This window comes from Rhizobium mongolense USDA 1844 (assembly GCF_000419765.1).
Classification (GTDB): Bacteria; Pseudomonadota; Alphaproteobacteria; order Rhizobiales; family Rhizobiaceae; genus Rhizobium; species Rhizobium mongolense.
In genome coordinates, this window is record NZ_ATTQ01000051.1 from 1 (window position 1) to 17,498 (window position 17,498).

Consider the following 17,498-nt stretch of genomic DNA (forward strand, 5'->3'; position numbering starts at 1 on the left):
GCGTGACTTGCCGTAATGACGGGGCGAGAGCACCTGATCTCCGGGGCAAAGGAAAATGTCCTTGTCCGGATCGTAGCGGAATTCCTCCTTGGAAAAGAAGCCCTCGCGCACGGCAGGGCCCCGGATCGGCTTCGGCACATAGGCGGTGATGTCCGCTTTCTCGCAGGCCTCGATATCCTCGATCTTGAAGTAGCCCCGGTCAGCAACCGCTTCGATCCGATCGACGCCGAGTGTTTCCATCGCCGCCTCGACCGTCGGTGCAAGAAGCCCCATGTCGAGAACCTGGGTGCTCACCTCCTGCTCGGCGATAAGCTTGTGCTTTACATCGACGGCGAGTTGGATGTTGTAGCCGACGCCGACCTTGGTCATACGCGCCATGGCGCTGGCATCCGGATGGTCAGCGATATCTGGTCCTCGCCGCTGCGGTCCAACTCGTCCAGCAGCGCCTTGTGGCGATCTCGCTTGCCCTTGATGGCCGCGATCTTCTCCGCCATGCCGCCGCCCGAACCGTTGCTGCCGGTTGCCTTCTCCTCGTCAGCATCGCTCTCGTCGAGGCGCTTCATATAATCGGCCAGCTTCTCATCTGCCTCCCGGATGAACTTCGAGAGCGATCCGCGCGTGAAGTTATGATCCTTGTTGTTCACCGCCTTGATCCGGGTGCCATCGACGGCCAGAAGCTCACAACCGAACAGGTCGAGCTGACGGCACAGGATGACGAACTCCCGGAACACCTGGCGGAAAGCCGACCGGTTGACCCGTCGGAAATCGGCAATGGTGCGAAAGTCAGGCTTCAGGTGTCTGAGCAACCAGATCAACTCGACGTTGCGGCGCGTTTCCGCTTCCAGTCGCCGGCTGGAACGCACACGGTTGATATACCCGTACACGTAAAGCTTCAAAAGGTCGGCTGGGTCGTAACCCGGACGGCCGGTCTCCTTCGCCGCCACCCGCACGAACCCGGCGGCTTGGAGATCGAGGCCGTCAACGAAAGCCTCGATGAAGCGAACCGGATTGTCCGGCCCCACATAATCATCAACCGCTTCCGGCAGAAGCAGCAATTGAGAGCGGTCTGTTCCTGAATGATGCGCCATGGCAAAAGCTACCACGGCAGTCTAACGTGAGGAATCCCCGACGGGGTTTTCAGACGGTCTGCGGGAATTTCGCGACAAAAGAGAACCACAATATGGAATCGATTATCGAGATTGGGACCATAAAAGATGTTGAGTCGTGGGCGGAGCTTCGCGTTGCGCTGTGGCCGCATCACTCGCTCGAAGATCATCGAGCTGAGTTGGGCCGGGCGTTTCTTTCAGAAAGTGGAGAAGCCGTCGCGTTCATCGCTCGAAATGCTGCGAATGAAGCTGTCGGGTTTGCTGAGGCCACTTTGCGACATGATTATGTGAATGGATGCAGCAGCTCGCCCGTTCTATTCCTCGAAGGGATTTATGTCCGGCCCGTTGACAGGCGAAAGGGTATCGCACGATTGCTTTGCAATGCCGTTGCCGATTGGGGGAAGTCGCTTGGGTGTGTTGACTTTGGCTCTGACGCGCTGCTTGAGAATTCAGCCAGCCATGCGCTCCATACCGCTTTAGGATTTGAGGAGACACAGCGCGTCGTGTTCTTCCGAAAGCCACTGTAGGCCGGTGTTGCCCTTCCACGAGGATGGTTCGCCGCACAAATCCCCGACTTTTGCGACACTCCGGTCTTTCCTGAAAGCGTTCGCGGATTCTCGCCGCAAAACTCTGTAGCAAAAGTTGGAGTTTCGCGGCGGATTTTTGCGACGGCCAATGACCGGTTTGGGCCGACAGGCGACCAACTACTCTTCAGGAGTGCGCCAAAGCCGACATGGAGCCATTCCCATTTGCTAAAGACCGTTTCCATCTATCTTCAAAGGGAGAGGCTATCGGGAACCATTAGCTGCAGAGAGCGCAGCGACCCGCGTCGTAGCCATCGCGCAGCTGCGAGGCAGTGTGCGTGCCCCCGTGAAGGAGCACGCACAACATCAATTGATCATTAGCGAAAACCGCCGCTGGCGACCAGTCGTTCGCCGGTCAGCCAGCGGGCATCGTCGGATGCGAGGAAGACAGCGACTCCAGCGATGTCGTCCGGCTGGCCGATGCGGCCGAGCGGTGTCTGGGACACTGCGCTGTGCGCGAAATCCGAGCCGATGAACCCCGCGGTGTGGGTACCCTCGGTCTCGACGATGCCCGGGAGAATCGCGTTGACCCGGATTTTGCGCGGACCCAGCTCATTGGCAAGCACACTGGTGATGCTGTCCAATGCGCCCTTGGTTCCGGTGTAGACGCTAGAGGCTGGTGGAGCGAGACTAGTCGCAGCCGACGAGATGTTGATGACGCTGCCGCCCTCACCGAGATGCTTGAGCGCTGCTTGGGTGCTCAGCAGAACGCCGAGAACGTTCACGTCGAACATGCGACGATACTGTTCCTCGGTCACCTGCTCGATCGGCGCGAATTCGTAGACCCCGGAGTTGTTGACCAGCACGTCGAGCTGGCCGAATTCCTTGACTGCAGCGTCCACCAGTCCCTGCGCCTGTTCGGCCTTCGAAACGTCGCCCTGGACCGCGATGGCTTTGCCACCGGCCGCCGTGATCGTCTGGACCACCGCGTCAGCTCCCGCCTTGCTCGAAGCGTAGTTCACCACCACCTGTGCACCTTCCGCTGCGAGTGCCTTGGCAATCGCGGCACCGATCCCTTTGGAACCTCCCGTCACGACGGCGACTTTTCCGGCAAGCTTACCCATGGCGCATTCCTTTCAACTCGGAGTGCCGTCGGAATTGGCGGCATTGTTCCGTAGTTCGGAAATTCGGAACTGTTGATCTTGGTTTCAAGCCCCCATATACAAAAAATCATGAGACCGCTCTTTCATCCAGCAATAGAGGACGTACGGCCTGAAGCGATCCTACATGCCCTCTCCGATCCGGAGCGCGCGGCGATATTCGCGCAAATTGCGGGCGGCGGCTCCGGCGGGACGTGCGCTGCGTTTGCCAACATGCGCGAGCGCGTAATCCCCAAGTCTTCACTATCGAACCACATCAAAGTGCTGCGCGAGGCCGGCCTTATCCGCTGCGAGCGTCAGGGCGTGGAAATACGTAACCATTCGCGGTGCTCGGAATTGGATGAACGCTTTCCAGGTCTCGCTATGGCCATTCTGAATGCTTACGGATGGCTTCCCGGAGAGGTGAAGGCGGATTGACAGCTATATGACGGGTTGGGCGAGCTGTCTCTCCTGAGTTTGGCGATATCTTTCGAGCGTCATAGCGACCACTTAGAGGCCGAGAGCAGCTCAATGGACTGGTGCCCACAAAGGTCATGCCTTCTTCGCCTATGCCATCAACTATCTGTTCGATACTGATCACGGCGTCATTCTTGATGTGGAGGCGACGCGTGCCATCCGCCAGGCGGAGGTCGGAGCATCCCGCACGATGATCGACAGGACCGAGAATCGCTTCGGCCTAAAGCCAGACTATCTCGCCGCCGACAGCGCTTACCGTTCTGCTGACAATCTGGCCTGGCTGGTCAAGGACAAGAAGATCGCGCCGCACATTCCTGTCTTCGACAAATCGAACCGGACCGACGGGACCTTCTCGCGTTCGGACATCATTTGGGAGGCTGAGAATGATCGCTACATTTGCCCGGCAGGTAAGGAGCTGAAGCAGTTCCGCCGAACCTATGCAACGCCCAGATCAGGAATCACGAGCGACGGAAGGCGGCTCTATCGAGCCAGCAAGAAGGACTGCGACGGCTGTGAAATCAAACAGCGCTGCTGCCCGAATACGGTTGCTCGCAAGGTGCCGCGTGATCTCAACGAGGACGCTCGCGATGTCGCCCGAGCGATTGCGGCCACGCCTGAATATGAGCAGTCTCGGCATCGTCGTAAGAAAGTCGAAATGCTCTTTGCTCATCTCAAGCGCATTCTCCGGATGGCGCGTTTGAGGCTGCGGGGTCCGTGCGGTGCCCGAGACGAATTCCTGCTTGCCGCAACCGCCCAAATCCTCAGGAGAACTGGCCAAACTCGGACCACAAAGGTCGCCGCACGGCGTCATCGCCGTATAGGAGTGGCATAAATCGCTACCCTGCGCAGAAGCGCAGGGTAGATAACCGATAGCTCCCTGCGTAAAAGGGCCGAAACGGCCGGATGAACGGCTAAGCCATCGAGTTTTTCAACGGTATCCGCCAAAAGCGGAAGTCCATCTGATCCGGCCGAACGCTCACTGACGCTGTATTGCGGCCGCTCACTAACGGCCGCCGCATGATCGAATTGGTCTGTCTCTCCAAAGGAAGCGGCAAGTGCATAATTTCCAGAAAGTTGATTTGACAACCTCCATGATCGCTCATAGGTTGATTTAGTGATTGATCATACTAATCGGCTAGATGGAGGAAGCGGAAAGCTATGAATCGCAGACCGACACTTACCTTCGGTACTGCCGTTGCGGCAATTCTGACCGTATGTGGAGGTTCGGCGTTCGGACAACATACAAACGTGATACTGCTTACGCCTGACAGGCTGGTATGGCAGGATGATCAGGGCCTGCCGAACGGGGCTCAAATTGCTGTCTTGGTGGGCGATCCGTCGAAAGCTGGCGACACCGTCGTTTTGCGCGCCAAGTTTCCGCCCAACTATCAGGTTCCGCCCCATACTCATCCGCATGCCATTTTGTCGGACCGGGAGGGATCACTTACATCAACCCGGCTGACGATCCGCACAAGAAGTGAAATGCGGGTCAATCGGTTGACCTCGCTCCGAACATACCAGGTGGGATAGACATTGTGCGCATATCCGGGCTCGGGCCGTTGCAGCCCGCTCCGGATGCGATCAGGGAGGGAAAAACATGCCTGATCTTCAACGCAGGGAATTCATCGTTCAAGGAAGTGCGGCTCTCGCCGGAATCGCGGGCCTCTATGCTTCGCTGGCCCACGCTTTCCCGACGCGGCGGCCGGGCGAGGAAGTCGTTCCATGGCTCGATCAGCCAGCGGAAAATCCCGATCCGGTAGGGATTCAGACCCAGCTTGTCTGGGAGGATATGGACTCCTGGATTACGCCAAATGACAAGTTCTTCAGCATCTCGCATTTCAATCGACCAACGATTGGCGAGAAGACGTGGTCCCTCGAGATCGGGGGCCTGGTCAAGAAGCCCTTGAAAATGACGCTCGCCGACATCAAGGCGCGGCCGAGGCAGGAGGTTGTTTTCACCGTGGAATGCTCCGGCAACCACGGCTTCCCCTTCTTCACCGGCGGCATCGGCAATGCCCGCTGGGCAGGCACGCCGCTTGCCCCGATCCTCCAGGAAGCCGGGGTCCTTGAAAAGGGCATCGAGGTCGTCTTCTTCGGTACCGACAAAGGCGAGGTCACAATTCGCGATATCAAGATGCATCAGAACTTCGCTCGCAGCATGTCGCTCGCAGACGCGATGAACCCCGACAATCTGCTCTGCTACGAAATGAACGGCGCGACCCTGCCGGCGCCCAACGGTTTCCCGCTGCGGCTGATAACTCCGGGCTGGTACGGGATCGCCAACGTCAAGTGGCTGAAGAGCATCGAGGTTCGCGACACCCGCTTCATGAGCCTGCTGATGGGCCGCGACTATGTCACCATCCGAGAGGAAGAGCACAATGGCGAGACCGTGTGGGCCGAGACCTCGGTCGGCCGGGCCTTGCTGAAATCCGCGCCCGCGAAGGTCACGCGCAACGACTCGGGTCACCGGATCGTCGGCGCAGCTTGGGGTGCGCCGATCGCCCGGGTCGAAGTAAAAATCGATCAAGGGCCCTGGATGCCGGCAGTCATAGATCACAGCGAGGAGGCCGAATACGCCTGGAAGATTTGGTCACTGGATTGGGAAAATCCCTCGCCTGGAGAACACACGGTGACCTCGCGCGCGATCAGTACGGCAGGTCAAATTCAACCGGCAATGGACGATCCCTTGATCGCCAAAAAGCACACATACTGGGAAAGCAACGGCCAGGTGACGCGCCGCATCCGGATCGTTTGAGAAACGTTGCTGCCACGTACGCCGGCTGCGGAGACCGCCCTCAGCATTAACTCCCTCGCGAAAGTCGGTGTTCGGCGGCCGGCTTTCGCGGCCATCACGGCAATCGAGCACGTTTGGCCACGCCTCGAAGCTGGGTCTCGCCGTTGTGCTGGAAGCAGGCTTCGGTGAAGGGCCCTAAATCGACGAGATTAGGTAGCCATGTCCCAGATGTCCGGCGACCCGTCCTGTCGTACCCACGAGGTGTCAGTTGATCCAACCAATCTGGAACCGATCAAATCGGACTTCACTAATGGGATGTCCCGACGGGTCGAGCCTGATCGAGCGAAGCACGAGGTTCAGGTCGGCAGAGTAATATTGTTCAAAGACTATCGGAGACAGTCCTTGCAGCTCCACGCGGCTATTCACTGCCCAAACCGGATACGCGCATGATCCGATTGTTTCCTCAGCCCATTTTTTCGAAGGTAATGGTGGTCGTGCCCGCAACTGTTTTCTGACCATTTAGGAACAGCGTTGTATCGGCGCCAATTTCCCTTTCGTGGCAAATCGTTGAGCGTCGTCACATCCGAGTAGGTCAGCTCTTGCGAGCCCTTCGCGCTGATCCGTTTCGTGACGAGCAAGGGGTGCAGATATTCCGCCGATATGGGCTCTAGTGCAGCGCTACGTGCCATCAGGCGCTGCTCGTCCTGTGCCGACTATCCAGCAGTTCAAGCGCATCCCTTTGGATGAAAAAAGATGCGTCTTGGATAGGTCAGGAACGACTTTAATCGCCTCACCCAGACGCAAGGTGATCCGATCATGCAGCACCATCGCAGCGGTCTGTGATCCGATCAACATGACTCCACAACCAGCACCGTCGCCGGAATGCCGGTCTCCGAAATCGTCAGATGTTCGGGACGGACGCCATAGGTATGCACATCGGCCGGTGTCTCACATGGCGGCAGTGGCAACATCACGCCTTGATCCAAGTGAAACTGCCCTTCGCCGACTCGGCCTTCAAAGAGGTTCATGGCCGGCGAGCCGATGAATGTCGCGACGAAGGTATTGATTGGCCGGTCGTAGAGTTCGAGCGGTCTGCCTACTTGCTCGATCTGCCCGGCGCGCATGACGACGATCTTGTCAGCCATCGTCATCGCTTCGATCTGATCATGGGTGACATAGACGGTTGTCGTTTTCAGTCGCTGGTGCAGTTGCGTGATCTCCGCACGCATCGTCACCCGCAACTTGGCGTCCAGGTTCGACAGAGGCTCGTCGAACAGGAAGACCTTCGGGTGGCGCACGATCGCGCGCCCCATCGCCACGCGTTGCCGTTGGCCCCCGGAGAGCTGTTTCGGCAAGCGATCGAGCAGGGGCTGTAGCGCCAGGATGTCCGCAGCCTCTTGGACACGCCGGCCGATCGCCACCTTGTCCTGCCCCTGCAGCTTCAATGCAAAGCCCATGTTTTCAGCAACCGTCATGTGCGGGTAGAGCGCGTAGCTCTGGAAAACCATCGCGATATCGCGTTCCTTGGGGGCCACGTCATTGACGACACGCCCGCCGATGCTGATTTCTCCGCCACTGATATCCTCCAGTCCGGCGAGCATGCGCAGCAAGGTCGACTTGCCACAGCCGGACGGTCCGACCAACGTAACGAACTCGCCGTCCTCTATATCCACGGAAACACCGTGGATCACCGGCACGGCGCCATATTGCTTGCGAACCTGTTCGATCGCGACGGATGCCATGTTCTTCTCCCTTAGATCAGAGCTTGAGTTGCCAGACGCGTGCAGCGGCGACGCTGCCTTCGGATGCGCTCAGTGATGCCGATCGGATAGCGGCAAAGCCTGGAATGCGCTTCGTGCCGCACCAGCGGCCATTGCCCGCGAATACTTCAATCGATCCGGCGTCGACAAAAATGCGGACCTGTTCAGGCTTGGCGCCGGCAGCCAGATAGCGCGGCGACGGCTTTCCCGCTCCAGCATCGAAAAGGATCGCCAGCCCATCTTTGTCCTGGCGCACACCAAGACGGATCTCGGGATGGTCGAAATTGAGTTCGAAGGATGCTCCGGCCTGCTTGAGGTCAAGTAAAATTTCGACGGCCCCATCGACCAACTCGACGCTCTTGCCCGTCTGCAACCTGTCCTCGTCGAGAAGCTTGTGGCGCAGGCCGTCGACAGCCTCGAGGGGCGGCGTCAGAACCGCGCCTCCATCGAGAAGAATGCGCCGCGGCAGTGTCATGGCCGTTGGAAAATCGACGCTCTTCGAAACGTCCGTCCAATTCGCCAGCCAAGCCAGACCGACAGGTCCGTCATGATCGACGAAGGCCTGAAAGGCATAGGCGTCGGATCCGAAGTCGAGTTCCTGCTCAAACTCCGGTTGGAACTGGCGACCATCGAACCGACCAACGGTGACGGACGACATGTTGCGGCGTCCGGTCGCCGGATCGCGGCTGGTCAGGAGGCCGAAAATGAGAGCCCAGCGCGTCTCGTCGCTTGCGACATCGCCCAGAGGGATCATGCAGGGGCATTCTGCGGCCGTCATGCCAAAGCGATCCTCGCGATGCAGGACGCCGACAAAGCTCCAGTCGCCTGCTGCAGCGTGGCCAGACGTCTCATAGAGGAGGATCACGCCGCCGGATTTGTCCCGGCTGCCGAGCAACATCTTCCAGAGGCCGTCCGGCCCCTTGAATACATAGGGATCGCGGAAATCCAGAGTGAGCCCCAGTCGTTCCGGTCGCACCGGCAAGACAACGGAGGGGTTGCCAACAAAAATCCCGTCTGCGCAGATCGCAGAAAGCTGTATCTGCTCCTCCGGCCTTCGATCCCGGACCTGCTCGGTGAAGAAGACGCGGATCTGCTCGCCCTCGCCGTCCTCTGTCGCAACCGGGATGGCCGACCCGGAAAAAGCTCCTCCGCGGCCATCGTCACGCGCCGAGAGTTCGGCTGCAGGAAACAGGAAGACCGGAAGGTGCGTCCAATGAAGGTAGTCATGCGAGGCCGCATGCCCCCAATGCATCGTATTCCACCGCAGGCTATGCGGATAATGCTGATAGAAAAGGTGCGCCTTCCCCCCGAATCGGCCGAAACCATTGGGGTCGTTCATCCAGCCGAAGGGCGGGCGGAAATGATACCCCGAATGCAGTTGCGGCGGCGCATTTTCTTCCGAGCAATGAAGCACGCGAATGCCCCCTTCAAGGACGCCTACCGGATCGAAGCTGTAGATCACCGAGACAGCCGTGGCCGATGGCTCATAGCTCAGCACGCATTTTCCACTTGCTGACAGGACAACTTGCTGGAATTCGAACTCTTCGGTCTTGGTGGAAACCGCCGCGGTAATCTCGACGCCCTCGACGGTCACGGCGACAGACGCCGTAACGCCCGTGATCCGCGCCTTCAGCCAGACATGGATCACGTCCCCGGCTTGGAGATCGGCACTCACGTTCTCCCGAGACCCCGAGAAACTTCCCGTTTGAATTGTCATCAATCAACCTTTCACGGCAGAGCCGACGAACGAGCTCACAAACCAGCGCTGGAAAGCGAGGTAGAGAGCGAGAATGGGGATCATCATCAGGACGGAGGCGGCCATGGCACGGTCCCAATAGATGCTGTCCTGGCCAAAGAAGGTGGCGATGGCGACGGAGATCGGACGCGCATAGTCGGTCTGCGTCACAAGCGTTGGCCAGAGATATTGGTTCCAGCTTTCGATCCCCATGAGGATCGACACGGTGGCAAGCGCAGGCAGGCTGAGCGGCATATAGATCGAGCGATAGATCCGGAAGACCGAAGCCCCATCGATCTCCGCCGCCTCGTAGAGCTCTTTGGGAAGCTGTGCGAAGAACTGGTAGAACAGGAAAATGTAGAGAGGGCTCGCGACCCAGGGAAGAATCTGTACTGCGAACGTGTCGGTCATGCCTGCGCGCGACACCATCACCACCAGCGGCATGATGATGCTCTCCTGCGGAATTACGTAGAGAGCGACGACCAGCGCAAGCAATACGGCTTTGCCGCGCAGCGAGCCCCAGGCCAGCACGAAGCCGGCCATGGAATTGACGACGAGGCCGCCGCCGACTGTGACCGCCAGGATCAGCAGCGAATTGAGAAGGTAGCGGCCGAACGCCAGTTCGCCGGAAAAGTGCGCGACTTCCTTGAAGTTAGCGAGCGTCGGATCCGCCACCCAGAAGGCACGGAAGCTGCCCATATCCGCGAGAATCTGGAAGCGATCGTCTTTCAGGCTCGCGATGAAGAGCATGAACAGCGGCGAGATCACCACCAGGGCGATGATAAAGATGCAGACGGCCTGGACGAGGTGGAATGACGCCTTGCTGGAAGCCAAGGGCTTCACAACGGGCGTCGCTTGGCTCATGACGAGATCAGACATCAAAGCGCCTCAAGAGTTTGCGCTGGATCAGCGCGATTACGAGTACGATGACGAACAGGATAACGGAGACGGCGGAAGCATAGCCGAGCTTCTGCTCCTCGAATCCGGCCCGCACCATGTAGTGCACGACGGTTTCGGTGCTGCCCCTTGGTCCGCCTTGAGTGAGGATGGCGACCTGCGTATAGAGCTTGAACGCCTGGATGGTCGTAATGACAAGCACGAAGACATGGGTCGGCCGAAGCCCGGGCATCGTCACGTGCCAGAAGCGGCGCAGTGCATTCGCGCCATCGATCTTGGCGGCATCATAAAGTTCGTCCGGGATCCCCTGGAGACCCGCGAGGTAGACGATCATCTGGAAGCCATAGGCCTGCCACGCAGAAAGCAGCACGATCGAGAACATCGCCCAGTTGGGATCGCCCAGCCAGTCGATCGGTTGGATGCGGCCGCCGGACAGAAAGCCGACGATCTGGTTGAACGGTCCGCTCGGGTACTGGAACAGCGTGCCCCAGATGACGCAGACGACAACCATGGAGGTGATCGCAGGCAGGAAGAACATGCCGCGCAGGAGATTACGGCCGGGTATCTTCTGGTGCAGCAGCAGCGCCGTCGCAAAGGCGAGGCCGCATTGGACCGGCAGGACCCAGAATGTAAAGCGCGACACGTTCCACAAGGACGTCCAGAACAGCGGATCGTTGAAAATACGCTGGAAGTTCAGCAACCCGACGAAACGCACCGGCGTCGGCCTCGGCACCAGTGGCTGGTTCGTCATGGACGTCCAGAACGACAGGAGGAACGGTGCGATCAGGAAGAAGGCGAGAAGCAGGACGGCCGGGGCGATCATCAGCGCCTCCTGCGCCAGCCGGCGCGGATCGCGCCGCCCGCCCGGGCGCAGCCGCCCGGCAGCAGGCGATTGTTGCAAAGTCATTGATCTCCTCCTCCTGAAGATTGAGTGCATCCAACGAGGTTGCCGCCAGGCTCCTTTACCCGGCTCGGCCTGGCGGCAAAGGCCTTACTGTTGAGCATCGAACGGCGGGTAACCGGCGTTGTCCTCGATATCTTCATCGATCTTCTGCGCGGCTTCCGACAATGCTTCCTTGGCGTCACCACCATTGAAGATCTTGTCGACGGCCTGCATAAAGGCCGAGGTGATCGTCGGATAGGCCGGATGCGGCGGGCGAGCGACGGCCGTCTTCGACGCCTGTTCGAAGGCAACGGCCATCGGGCCACCCGCAGCGTAGACCGGCGAGTCGGCGGCAAAGCTCTTCAGTCCGGGGAAGCCGGAATTCTCCTTGGCAAACTCGCGGTACGCCTTGTCCTTCAGAAGGAAGCTCAGGAACTCGCCGGCAATGTCGGGATGCTCGGACGACTTCGTGATACCCCAGATCCAGGTCCCATTAGGGCTGACACCTTTGGTGCCGAGCTTCGGCAGCGGCATGACGACGATATCGTCCTTCATCGCCGCGGCTGCCTCCGCATAGAACCAATGACCGCCGAGTGCCAATGCAGCCGGCTTGCCGTCGGCATAGAACTGGTTTGTGCCCGAAGAGCCCGGAACGACCCAACCGTTCTTCACCCACGTTTGCATCATCGTTAGCGCATTGACACAGGCTTCGCTGTCCAGCGTCCCTGTCGCCTTCCACGAAGCCCGGTCGATCAGGTCGCAGCCGGCCGACCCGAGAAGCGGCCCGTAGGCGTAGGTGATCCATTCCGTCTTGATGCCATAGCCTCGGAACGTATCGATGGGCCATTTGACACCGTCGAGCTTGGAGAGCTTTTCCAGGTAGCCTTCGAATTCCTCGCGCGTCCAGGCGTCGTCGACGGATTTCGGAATTCGTGCGCCGATCGCTTCCAAGTATTTTCTGTTGCCATAGAGCACGACCGAGGAATCGGTCAGACCGACCGCGTAGAGGTCCTGGTCGATCGGATAGGTACCCTGCGCAACGTTCGAAGGCGTCATGTCGTCGACGATATCCTTCTCGATCAACGGCTTGATCGGTTGCAGGTATCCCGACCAAACGTAGTTGGCTAGAAACGGTGCATCGAGTTCCATGATGTCGGGCAACTGCTTGGCCATCACCGCGGCGCTGAATTTTTCGTTGTAGGCATCGTGCGGTGCATAGATCAGTTCGACGTCAACATCTGGATTGGCTTCCTCGAACCGCTTGGCAACGTCGCCGTACGTCTTGACCCAACCCGGATCGCCCTGATGCATCATGTGAATTACCGTCTTCGCTTCCGCCAGGCCGGCGGTGGCAGCGAGGGACGTCGAAACCAGAAGCGCTGAAAGTAAACGTTTACCCATTTTATTTCTCCTCCTTTGCATAGTCATGCTGCGGTTTGATTTTCAGACGGAAGATCGAGAGATCAGCTGGAACGGAAGCCTTCGCGTGTGCGGTGGGACGATTTTCTCGCTCAGCAGCATCTCTGCCGCGACCCGACCCATGGCGCGATGCGGCAGGGCCATTGTTGTCAGTGGCGGATCAAGCCTTGTGGCGATTTCGACCTGGTTGTCGAAACTGCCTACCGCGACATCGTCGGGAATGCGCGCACCCGCTCGGCGCAGCGCCGAGTACACCTCCATGGCAACGCGATCGTTGCCACAGAGAATGGCGTCCGGGGACTCGCTCGCGTTCATGAGGCCGGCGATGTGCGTTCCGACCATACTGGGCGCGCGGTCAGTGTAGATTGGACGGCGAACAGCAGGCATAATGCCGATCGGCGCAATGCCTGCCTCATCGAGCGCCCTTCGAAAGCCGCGCTCGCGCAATTCCCCGGCGAGAAGACCCGGCAGATTGATGAAGGCAATGCGACGGCGTCCGGCAGTGAGCAAGTGGCGGGTGACGTCGAAGGCAGCACTTTCGTCGTCGGGCACCAGCGAGGTCACCCGACCGGTGGCTTCGCTGCAGTTGATCATGATACCGACGTTTGCGGCAAACGCTTCGGGCAAGGCGACAGTCTTGTGGTACATCGCCGCGTAGGCAATGGCGCGAGGGCGAAACCGACGCACCTCTTCCAGAACAGAAGCGACGTCACGAGTACCATTAAGGTTCATCGCAAAGACGGCCATTTCCGCTGTCCGGGCAGCACCATCGAGGCCGCGGATGATCTCGGTTGCAAAGGGTGACGTGATGAGTTCATCGGCGACGACACCGATCAGCGGCAACCAACCCTGTCGCACACCTCTGGCAGCGAGGTTGGTGACGTAGCCGAGCTCCTCGGCAATCTGCTTGATCCTTAACCGCGTCTCTTCCGACATGCGGGCGGATCCGCCATGCAGGGCGCCCGAGACGGTTTTGATCGAAACACCCGCCCGTTCCGCTACGTCTGAAAGCGATGCCGCCACGCCTTCCTCCCTTGGGTTATCGTTTACCCAGTAGATTCCGTCGCCTACTTTGTCAAGAGACCCCCTTCGCGTTCGAGACGTTGTCATTCGATGGCCGATCATGAAGCCGACATCGCCTTGTGCGGCGGAACGGAAGCCTGCGTGAACCATCAGCCTTAGCGGTTTTGCCCCGCATATCCAGACGCTCTAAATTCAAGGACCTCGGGTCTCCGGGGCCGATCCCGGCTGTCAGCTAATGCCGCGTCCCGCGCACCCGAAGCGACAACAACGAGCGCGGCTGTCCGCGCGAAATGAACCTTGGACTATTTCAGCAACTTGTCACGGCAAAGAGGGTCGACGCTCGAACCGGCTGAGAAGCCCGGTGTTTTTGAGTTTCTTTGTTTACTCGAGCGCATCGAGCGCTATTTCGCTGTTATTTCGGGGCGTTTCTCTCGTTTTTCGGCGGGCAGACATTTTCCGGTTCCGACGAAAAAGGTGACTACCCATCCGAGGAACGCGCCGACCTGACGGCCGAAGAGGCTTTTTTTGCCTGCAAGGAACTGCGTGGCCGATGGCGCAAGCTAGCCGTACATCTGGCTGGTTCCTGCGAGAACAGGCAATCAGTCCAGACATATTATGCAATAAAATCACTATGTTATTCTTTGGCGGAAAAAAAATCTAGAGAGCCTCGCTAGCTGCTGACTACCCAGCTTCGTCCACCCCTTAGTGGAAATCAACAATGGCGATGCGCGGCTGTCATCGCTGGATCCTTCTCGACGACCGCAACGGATAGGCTGAAGTGAGAAAACTGGCTCAGCGCCTTCTGAGCTCAGTAGCAAGACTACGGCGATTGTTGCGCTGCTCTCACCGTCCAGTACGCGCTTTAAATGAAAGCTGGCAAGGCGGTCTTTCGGGTTACGACCAACCAGCGACGCGCATCCGCTGCACGGAATGCTGCTGCGCCTTCGAGGAGAGCGAGGCGATCACGCTCTGGTATTGCCGGAAGCATTAGCTGCTGACCTATCGCGGCCTGCGACCACTTGGCCGTCTGAAAATGACCAGCTAAACCGGCTTTGTTGCTCTCGCAGTCCTTTTGTTCTCGACGCCGTTGTACCACGCACCAGCAACTCGGCACCTTGAGCTATCAGCGTTATTTCTTGTCCACGCGATAGCGCTCGTCAGCTACTTTATTCAGCAGCCGCTAGAAAGAAGCTATTTTGTGAGGAAGCGGCTAGATCATGAACCCTGGCCTCAGTCTTGGCGACCAGCTGGTAGAATTCGTCCTGCGCTTCAACGTCCAGCTGGATAACAGCGTTCACATCGTCTGGCGTGTCACAGACGCAGGCGACTGCCGAGATAGGACACACGCCGCCTGGATAACGTTTGCCTGTGCCGGTATAGGCGCGGCGACCCCAGCGTTCCGAATAAACCGTCTCTTCACGGTCGAGGTGCAGAATGCTCCCCTTGCAAGCGGTGACGATGGCGGCCTTGCCGTAAGCGAACCAGTGGTAGTTCAACTTTCGAAGTATATATTTGCCTGTGATGTCCTCGCCCGCAAGCTCTGCCGGGTCATTAATCATTCTGATCATGGTGGCTACCTCTTATCGATCGCTAATATCCGTCAGGACCGTTAGGACGACAAGATAGAAAAACGTAGCATTCGGAGTAACTTAGTCACAAAGTGTTTCCGATTCTTACACTGCTCCGAGCACCCATAGGTGGCTGGTAGAGTCTGGGAAACGCATGTTGGCCTCTGCCAAAACAAGCTGCAAAGGCTTGTTCAACGGCGAGCTGTATCCAGATCGACCTATGCGGAAACGTCCAAGGAATATTGCTTGAGCCTGACCGGCGGACAGAATGGGGAATCCTTGTTCTCGCCGGATCGAGCGCGCGTGTCGATGTTCCACGTGCTTCGCTCTTCGCCAGCATCGGCGTCACGTCGCTTGCCCTGCGCTTGCGGCAAAGGCCAAGCCCCAGGCGTCTGTGAGGTCCCGCTGGAGACGTTCGTCCAGGCAATCGACGAACTTGAGAAACGCAGCTGCAAGCAGATCGCCATAGCCGGAACATCAAAAGGGGCGGAAGCTGCTCTGCCTGTCGCTGCTCGCGATGAGCGCGTCGACGCCGTCTTTGCCATGAGCCCAACGTCCGTTGTCTGGGGAAACATCGGACCGCGCCGTGACGGCATCGCCTGGCCGGAGCGCTCATCGTGGACATGGAAGAGCGAGCCCCTGCCGTTCGTACCCACCGATTCTTCATGGACAACGGAATACGCGAACGGGCTGGTTTCCTATCGAAGCTTTTTCGAGCACTGCCTTCAACGCTTCGCCAAATCGATTCCGGCTGCTACCATTCCCGTCGAACAAAGCCGGGCCAATATAGTTCTGATCGCTGGCGGGTAGTAACGCCCTGTGGCCAGTTCTCCATCGCCGACAAATGTTCGCGAAAGAAGCCGGCTGATTTGCGATCCAGAGGCTGGTCATCGTATCCTCCTTCCAGCGGAAACAACGCCAAGATCGTCACTGCATGCGCACGGGGCAGCGATGAAGCTGATACGCGACTGGGCAGGGCTGCTTGGGTTGCCTTTGCCAACATTTTTGGGCAGGCTCGCATAACCGTCGTTGGACGCGTGCTGGTCTCCTGCGCCGCGAAGCGAGTAGTCGTGCTTCGATCTTCGAGAATGGAGCCGTGCTTCGGATCGACAGAGTAATCGACCATCTCCCGGCCGACTTCAATGACGGCCGTGATGACACTAATGAAAACACTTTATCGAGCGACCATTTGAGGAATGACAAGACCGAACAAATCGCTTCGACAAGTCCTGGTGAGGTTCTGATGAGCATGAGAATGACCGAATGTCTTGTTGGCCTGCAATGAATGAACACATCCATGCCCTTCATTGGAACGTGGCTCAAGGATCAGGTAGAACCCGCTTCCGCGTCAACGCGCGCATCCGCGCAAGCAGTGCCCACTTCCGACCTCCTTTTTCACTATTGAATGCCTGACCCTTGACAGATATCTCGCCGAGCCGGGCAGCTCCCTTCAAACCTTAAGTCTGACCCCGGTCCTTCCTGGAAACGTCCATTTCTCGAAGATCTAGAAAGCGCGGCTGAGCGTTACAACGAATCTGGACCTGGTTCGAAGCCGAGCGCAATGCGTCGTCGCCAGCTCCTGGACCGGCCTGCAGGAAAACTGACCGGAAGGCGGCAGCGGGTCACGAAGGTTTCGCGCGTGCCAAACTGGCTGCGAAGGCGTCCCTGCTGGTCAGCGCAGCCGGTCTGCGGTCTCGCCGAGAGTGTCCGCCACATAGGCTCCGCGTGATCCCATCGGCAATGGTGCCCCCGTGGTAGTGTCCTTCGCCGTCTGGTGTTCCAGCTCGGCATTCAGCTCGCCTCCCACGATCAAGATGACGATCGACAGCCAAATCCAGACCAGGAAGCCGATCAGCGCGCCGAGGGTGCCATAGGTCGCGTTGTAGTTGGCGAAGTGGTTGAGGTAGAACGAAAATCCGACCGACATCGCAAACCATGAAAAGGTCACGAGAAAGGCACCCCACGTCATCCATCGGAGCTTGGCGGGCTCGCGGCTCGGACCGAAGCGGTATACGGCGGTGGTCGCTGCGGCTGCGATCAAAAGCAACAACGGCCACCTCAGAAGCAGGGCCATGTGCTCCTTGAATAGGTCGAGCCAAAGATAGGAAAGCACCACAGGCATGACAGCGACCAGTCCTATTATTGTGGCGGCAGAGAGCATCGCGCCGAAAGTGAAGCACAGCCCTACGAGGTTAAGCTTGACCAGTCCCCGCTTTTCCTTTTCTTCATAGGC

Annotated in this window: 12 protein-coding genes and 4 pseudogenes; 5 read left to right on the forward strand and 11 right to left on the reverse strand. The window is 58.7% G+C overall.

Features of this window, described 5'->3' with window-relative positions; translation table 11 throughout:
• Positions 1 to 1,088: pseudogene (locus A3C3_RS42275) on the reverse strand (IS1182 family transposase); the annotation flags it as partial.
• A gap of 92 nt (positions 1,089 to 1,180) precedes the next feature.
• On the opposite strand from A3C3_RS42275, the gene aac(6') reads away from it, so the two are divergent.
• Complete coding sequence (gene aac(6'), locus A3C3_RS0135715) at positions 1,181 to 1,633, forward strand: aminoglycoside 6'-N-acetyltransferase (protein WP_022719275.1); 453 nt, start codon at positions 1,181 to 1,183, stop codon at positions 1,631 to 1,633.
• Between the two features lie 374 nt (positions 1,634 to 2,007).
• Here aac(6') and A3C3_RS0135720 read toward each other — a convergent pair whose 3' ends face one another.
• Complete coding sequence (locus tag A3C3_RS0135720; protein WP_022719276.1) at positions 2,008 to 2,754, reverse strand: glucose 1-dehydrogenase; 747 nt, start codon at positions 2,752 to 2,754, stop codon at positions 2,008 to 2,010.
• A gap of 108 nt (positions 2,755 to 2,862) precedes the next feature.
• Between A3C3_RS0135720 and A3C3_RS0135725 the strand changes: the two genes are divergently transcribed.
• The 3 genes and pseudogenes from A3C3_RS0135725 (at position 2,863) to A3C3_RS0135735 (ending at position 6,001) form a co-directional block, all read left to right on the forward strand.
• The gene (locus A3C3_RS0135725) at positions 2,863 to 3,207 is read left to right on the forward strand and encodes an ArsR/SmtB family transcription factor (protein ID WP_028740286.1); all 345 of its coding nucleotides are present in this window, start codon (positions 2,863 to 2,865) and stop codon (positions 3,205 to 3,207) included.
• Between the two features lie 85 nt (positions 3,208 to 3,292).
• Positions 3,293 to 4,078, forward strand: a pseudogene (locus tag A3C3_RS40585) (transposase); the annotation flags it as partial.
• 765 nt (positions 4,079 to 4,843) lie between these two features.
• Entirely contained in the window at positions 4,844 to 6,001 is a 1,158-nt protein-coding gene (locus A3C3_RS0135735) for a sulfite oxidase (RefSeq protein WP_022719279.1), read from the forward strand.
• Between the two features lie 243 nt (positions 6,002 to 6,244).
• Here the strand turns inward: A3C3_RS0135735 and A3C3_RS47710 are convergent.
• The 8 genes and pseudogenes from A3C3_RS47710 to A3C3_RS0135770 all read right to left on the reverse strand — a co-directional run.
• A pseudogene (locus tag A3C3_RS47710) lies at positions 6,245 to 6,681 on the reverse strand (hypothetical protein); the annotation flags it as partial.
• Positions 6,659 to 7,722 (reverse strand): annotated as a pseudogene (locus A3C3_RS42280) (ABC transporter ATP-binding protein). The pseudogenes A3C3_RS42280 and A3C3_RS47710, both read right to left, overlap by 23 nt.
• Before the next feature lie 16 nt (positions 7,723 to 7,738).
• Positions 7,739 to 9,457 carry a GH32 C-terminal domain-containing protein gene (locus A3C3_RS0135745; protein WP_028740287.1) on the reverse strand — a complete coding sequence of 573 codons (1,719 nt, stop codon included), beginning with the start codon at positions 9,455 to 9,457 and terminating at the stop codon, positions 7,739 to 7,741.
• Positions 9,458 to 9,460: 3 nt separating this feature from the next.
• Complete coding sequence (locus A3C3_RS0135750) at positions 9,461 to 10,354, reverse strand: carbohydrate ABC transporter permease (RefSeq protein ID WP_022719282.1); 894 nt, start codon at positions 10,352 to 10,354, stop codon at positions 9,461 to 9,463.
• On the reverse strand, positions 10,347 to 11,279 hold the full coding sequence (locus A3C3_RS0135755) for a carbohydrate ABC transporter permease (RefSeq protein WP_022719283.1): 933 nt from the start codon (positions 11,277 to 11,279) through the stop codon (positions 10,347 to 10,349). Before A3C3_RS0135755 ends, A3C3_RS0135750 begins: the two co-directional genes overlap by 8 nt.
• 84 nt (positions 11,280 to 11,363) lie before the next feature.
• Positions 11,364 to 12,656: an ABC transporter substrate-binding protein gene (locus A3C3_RS0135760; protein ID WP_022719284.1), complete on the reverse strand. Its 1,293-nt coding sequence runs from the start codon at positions 12,654 to 12,656 to the stop codon at positions 11,364 to 11,366.
• Positions 12,657 to 12,698: 42 nt separating this feature from the next.
• Positions 12,699 to 13,697: a LacI family DNA-binding transcriptional regulator gene (locus A3C3_RS0135765; protein ID WP_022719285.1), complete on the reverse strand. Its 999-nt coding sequence runs from the start codon at positions 13,695 to 13,697 to the stop codon at positions 12,699 to 12,701.
• A 1,166-nt stretch (positions 13,698 to 14,863) separates the two neighbouring features.
• The gene (locus A3C3_RS0135770) at positions 14,864 to 15,265 is read right to left on the reverse strand and encodes a hypothetical protein (protein WP_022719286.1); all 402 of its coding nucleotides are present in this window, start codon (positions 15,263 to 15,265) and stop codon (positions 14,864 to 14,866) included.
• A gap of 309 nt (positions 15,266 to 15,574) precedes the next feature.
• On the opposite strand from A3C3_RS0135770, the gene A3C3_RS48340 reads away from it, so the two are divergent.
• Positions 15,575 to 16,075 carry an acyl-CoA thioester hydrolase/BAAT C-terminal domain-containing protein gene (locus tag A3C3_RS48340; RefSeq protein WP_325058575.1) on the forward strand — a complete coding sequence of 167 codons (501 nt, stop codon included), beginning with the start codon at positions 15,575 to 15,577 and terminating at the stop codon, positions 16,073 to 16,075.
• Positions 16,076 to 16,937: 862 nt separating this feature from the next.
• Here the strand turns inward: A3C3_RS48340 and A3C3_RS0135780 are convergent.
• Positions 16,938 to 17,498 (reverse strand): YihY/virulence factor BrkB family protein (locus A3C3_RS0135780; protein ID WP_022719287.1); only part of this gene is annotated, 561 nt, incomplete at its 5' end.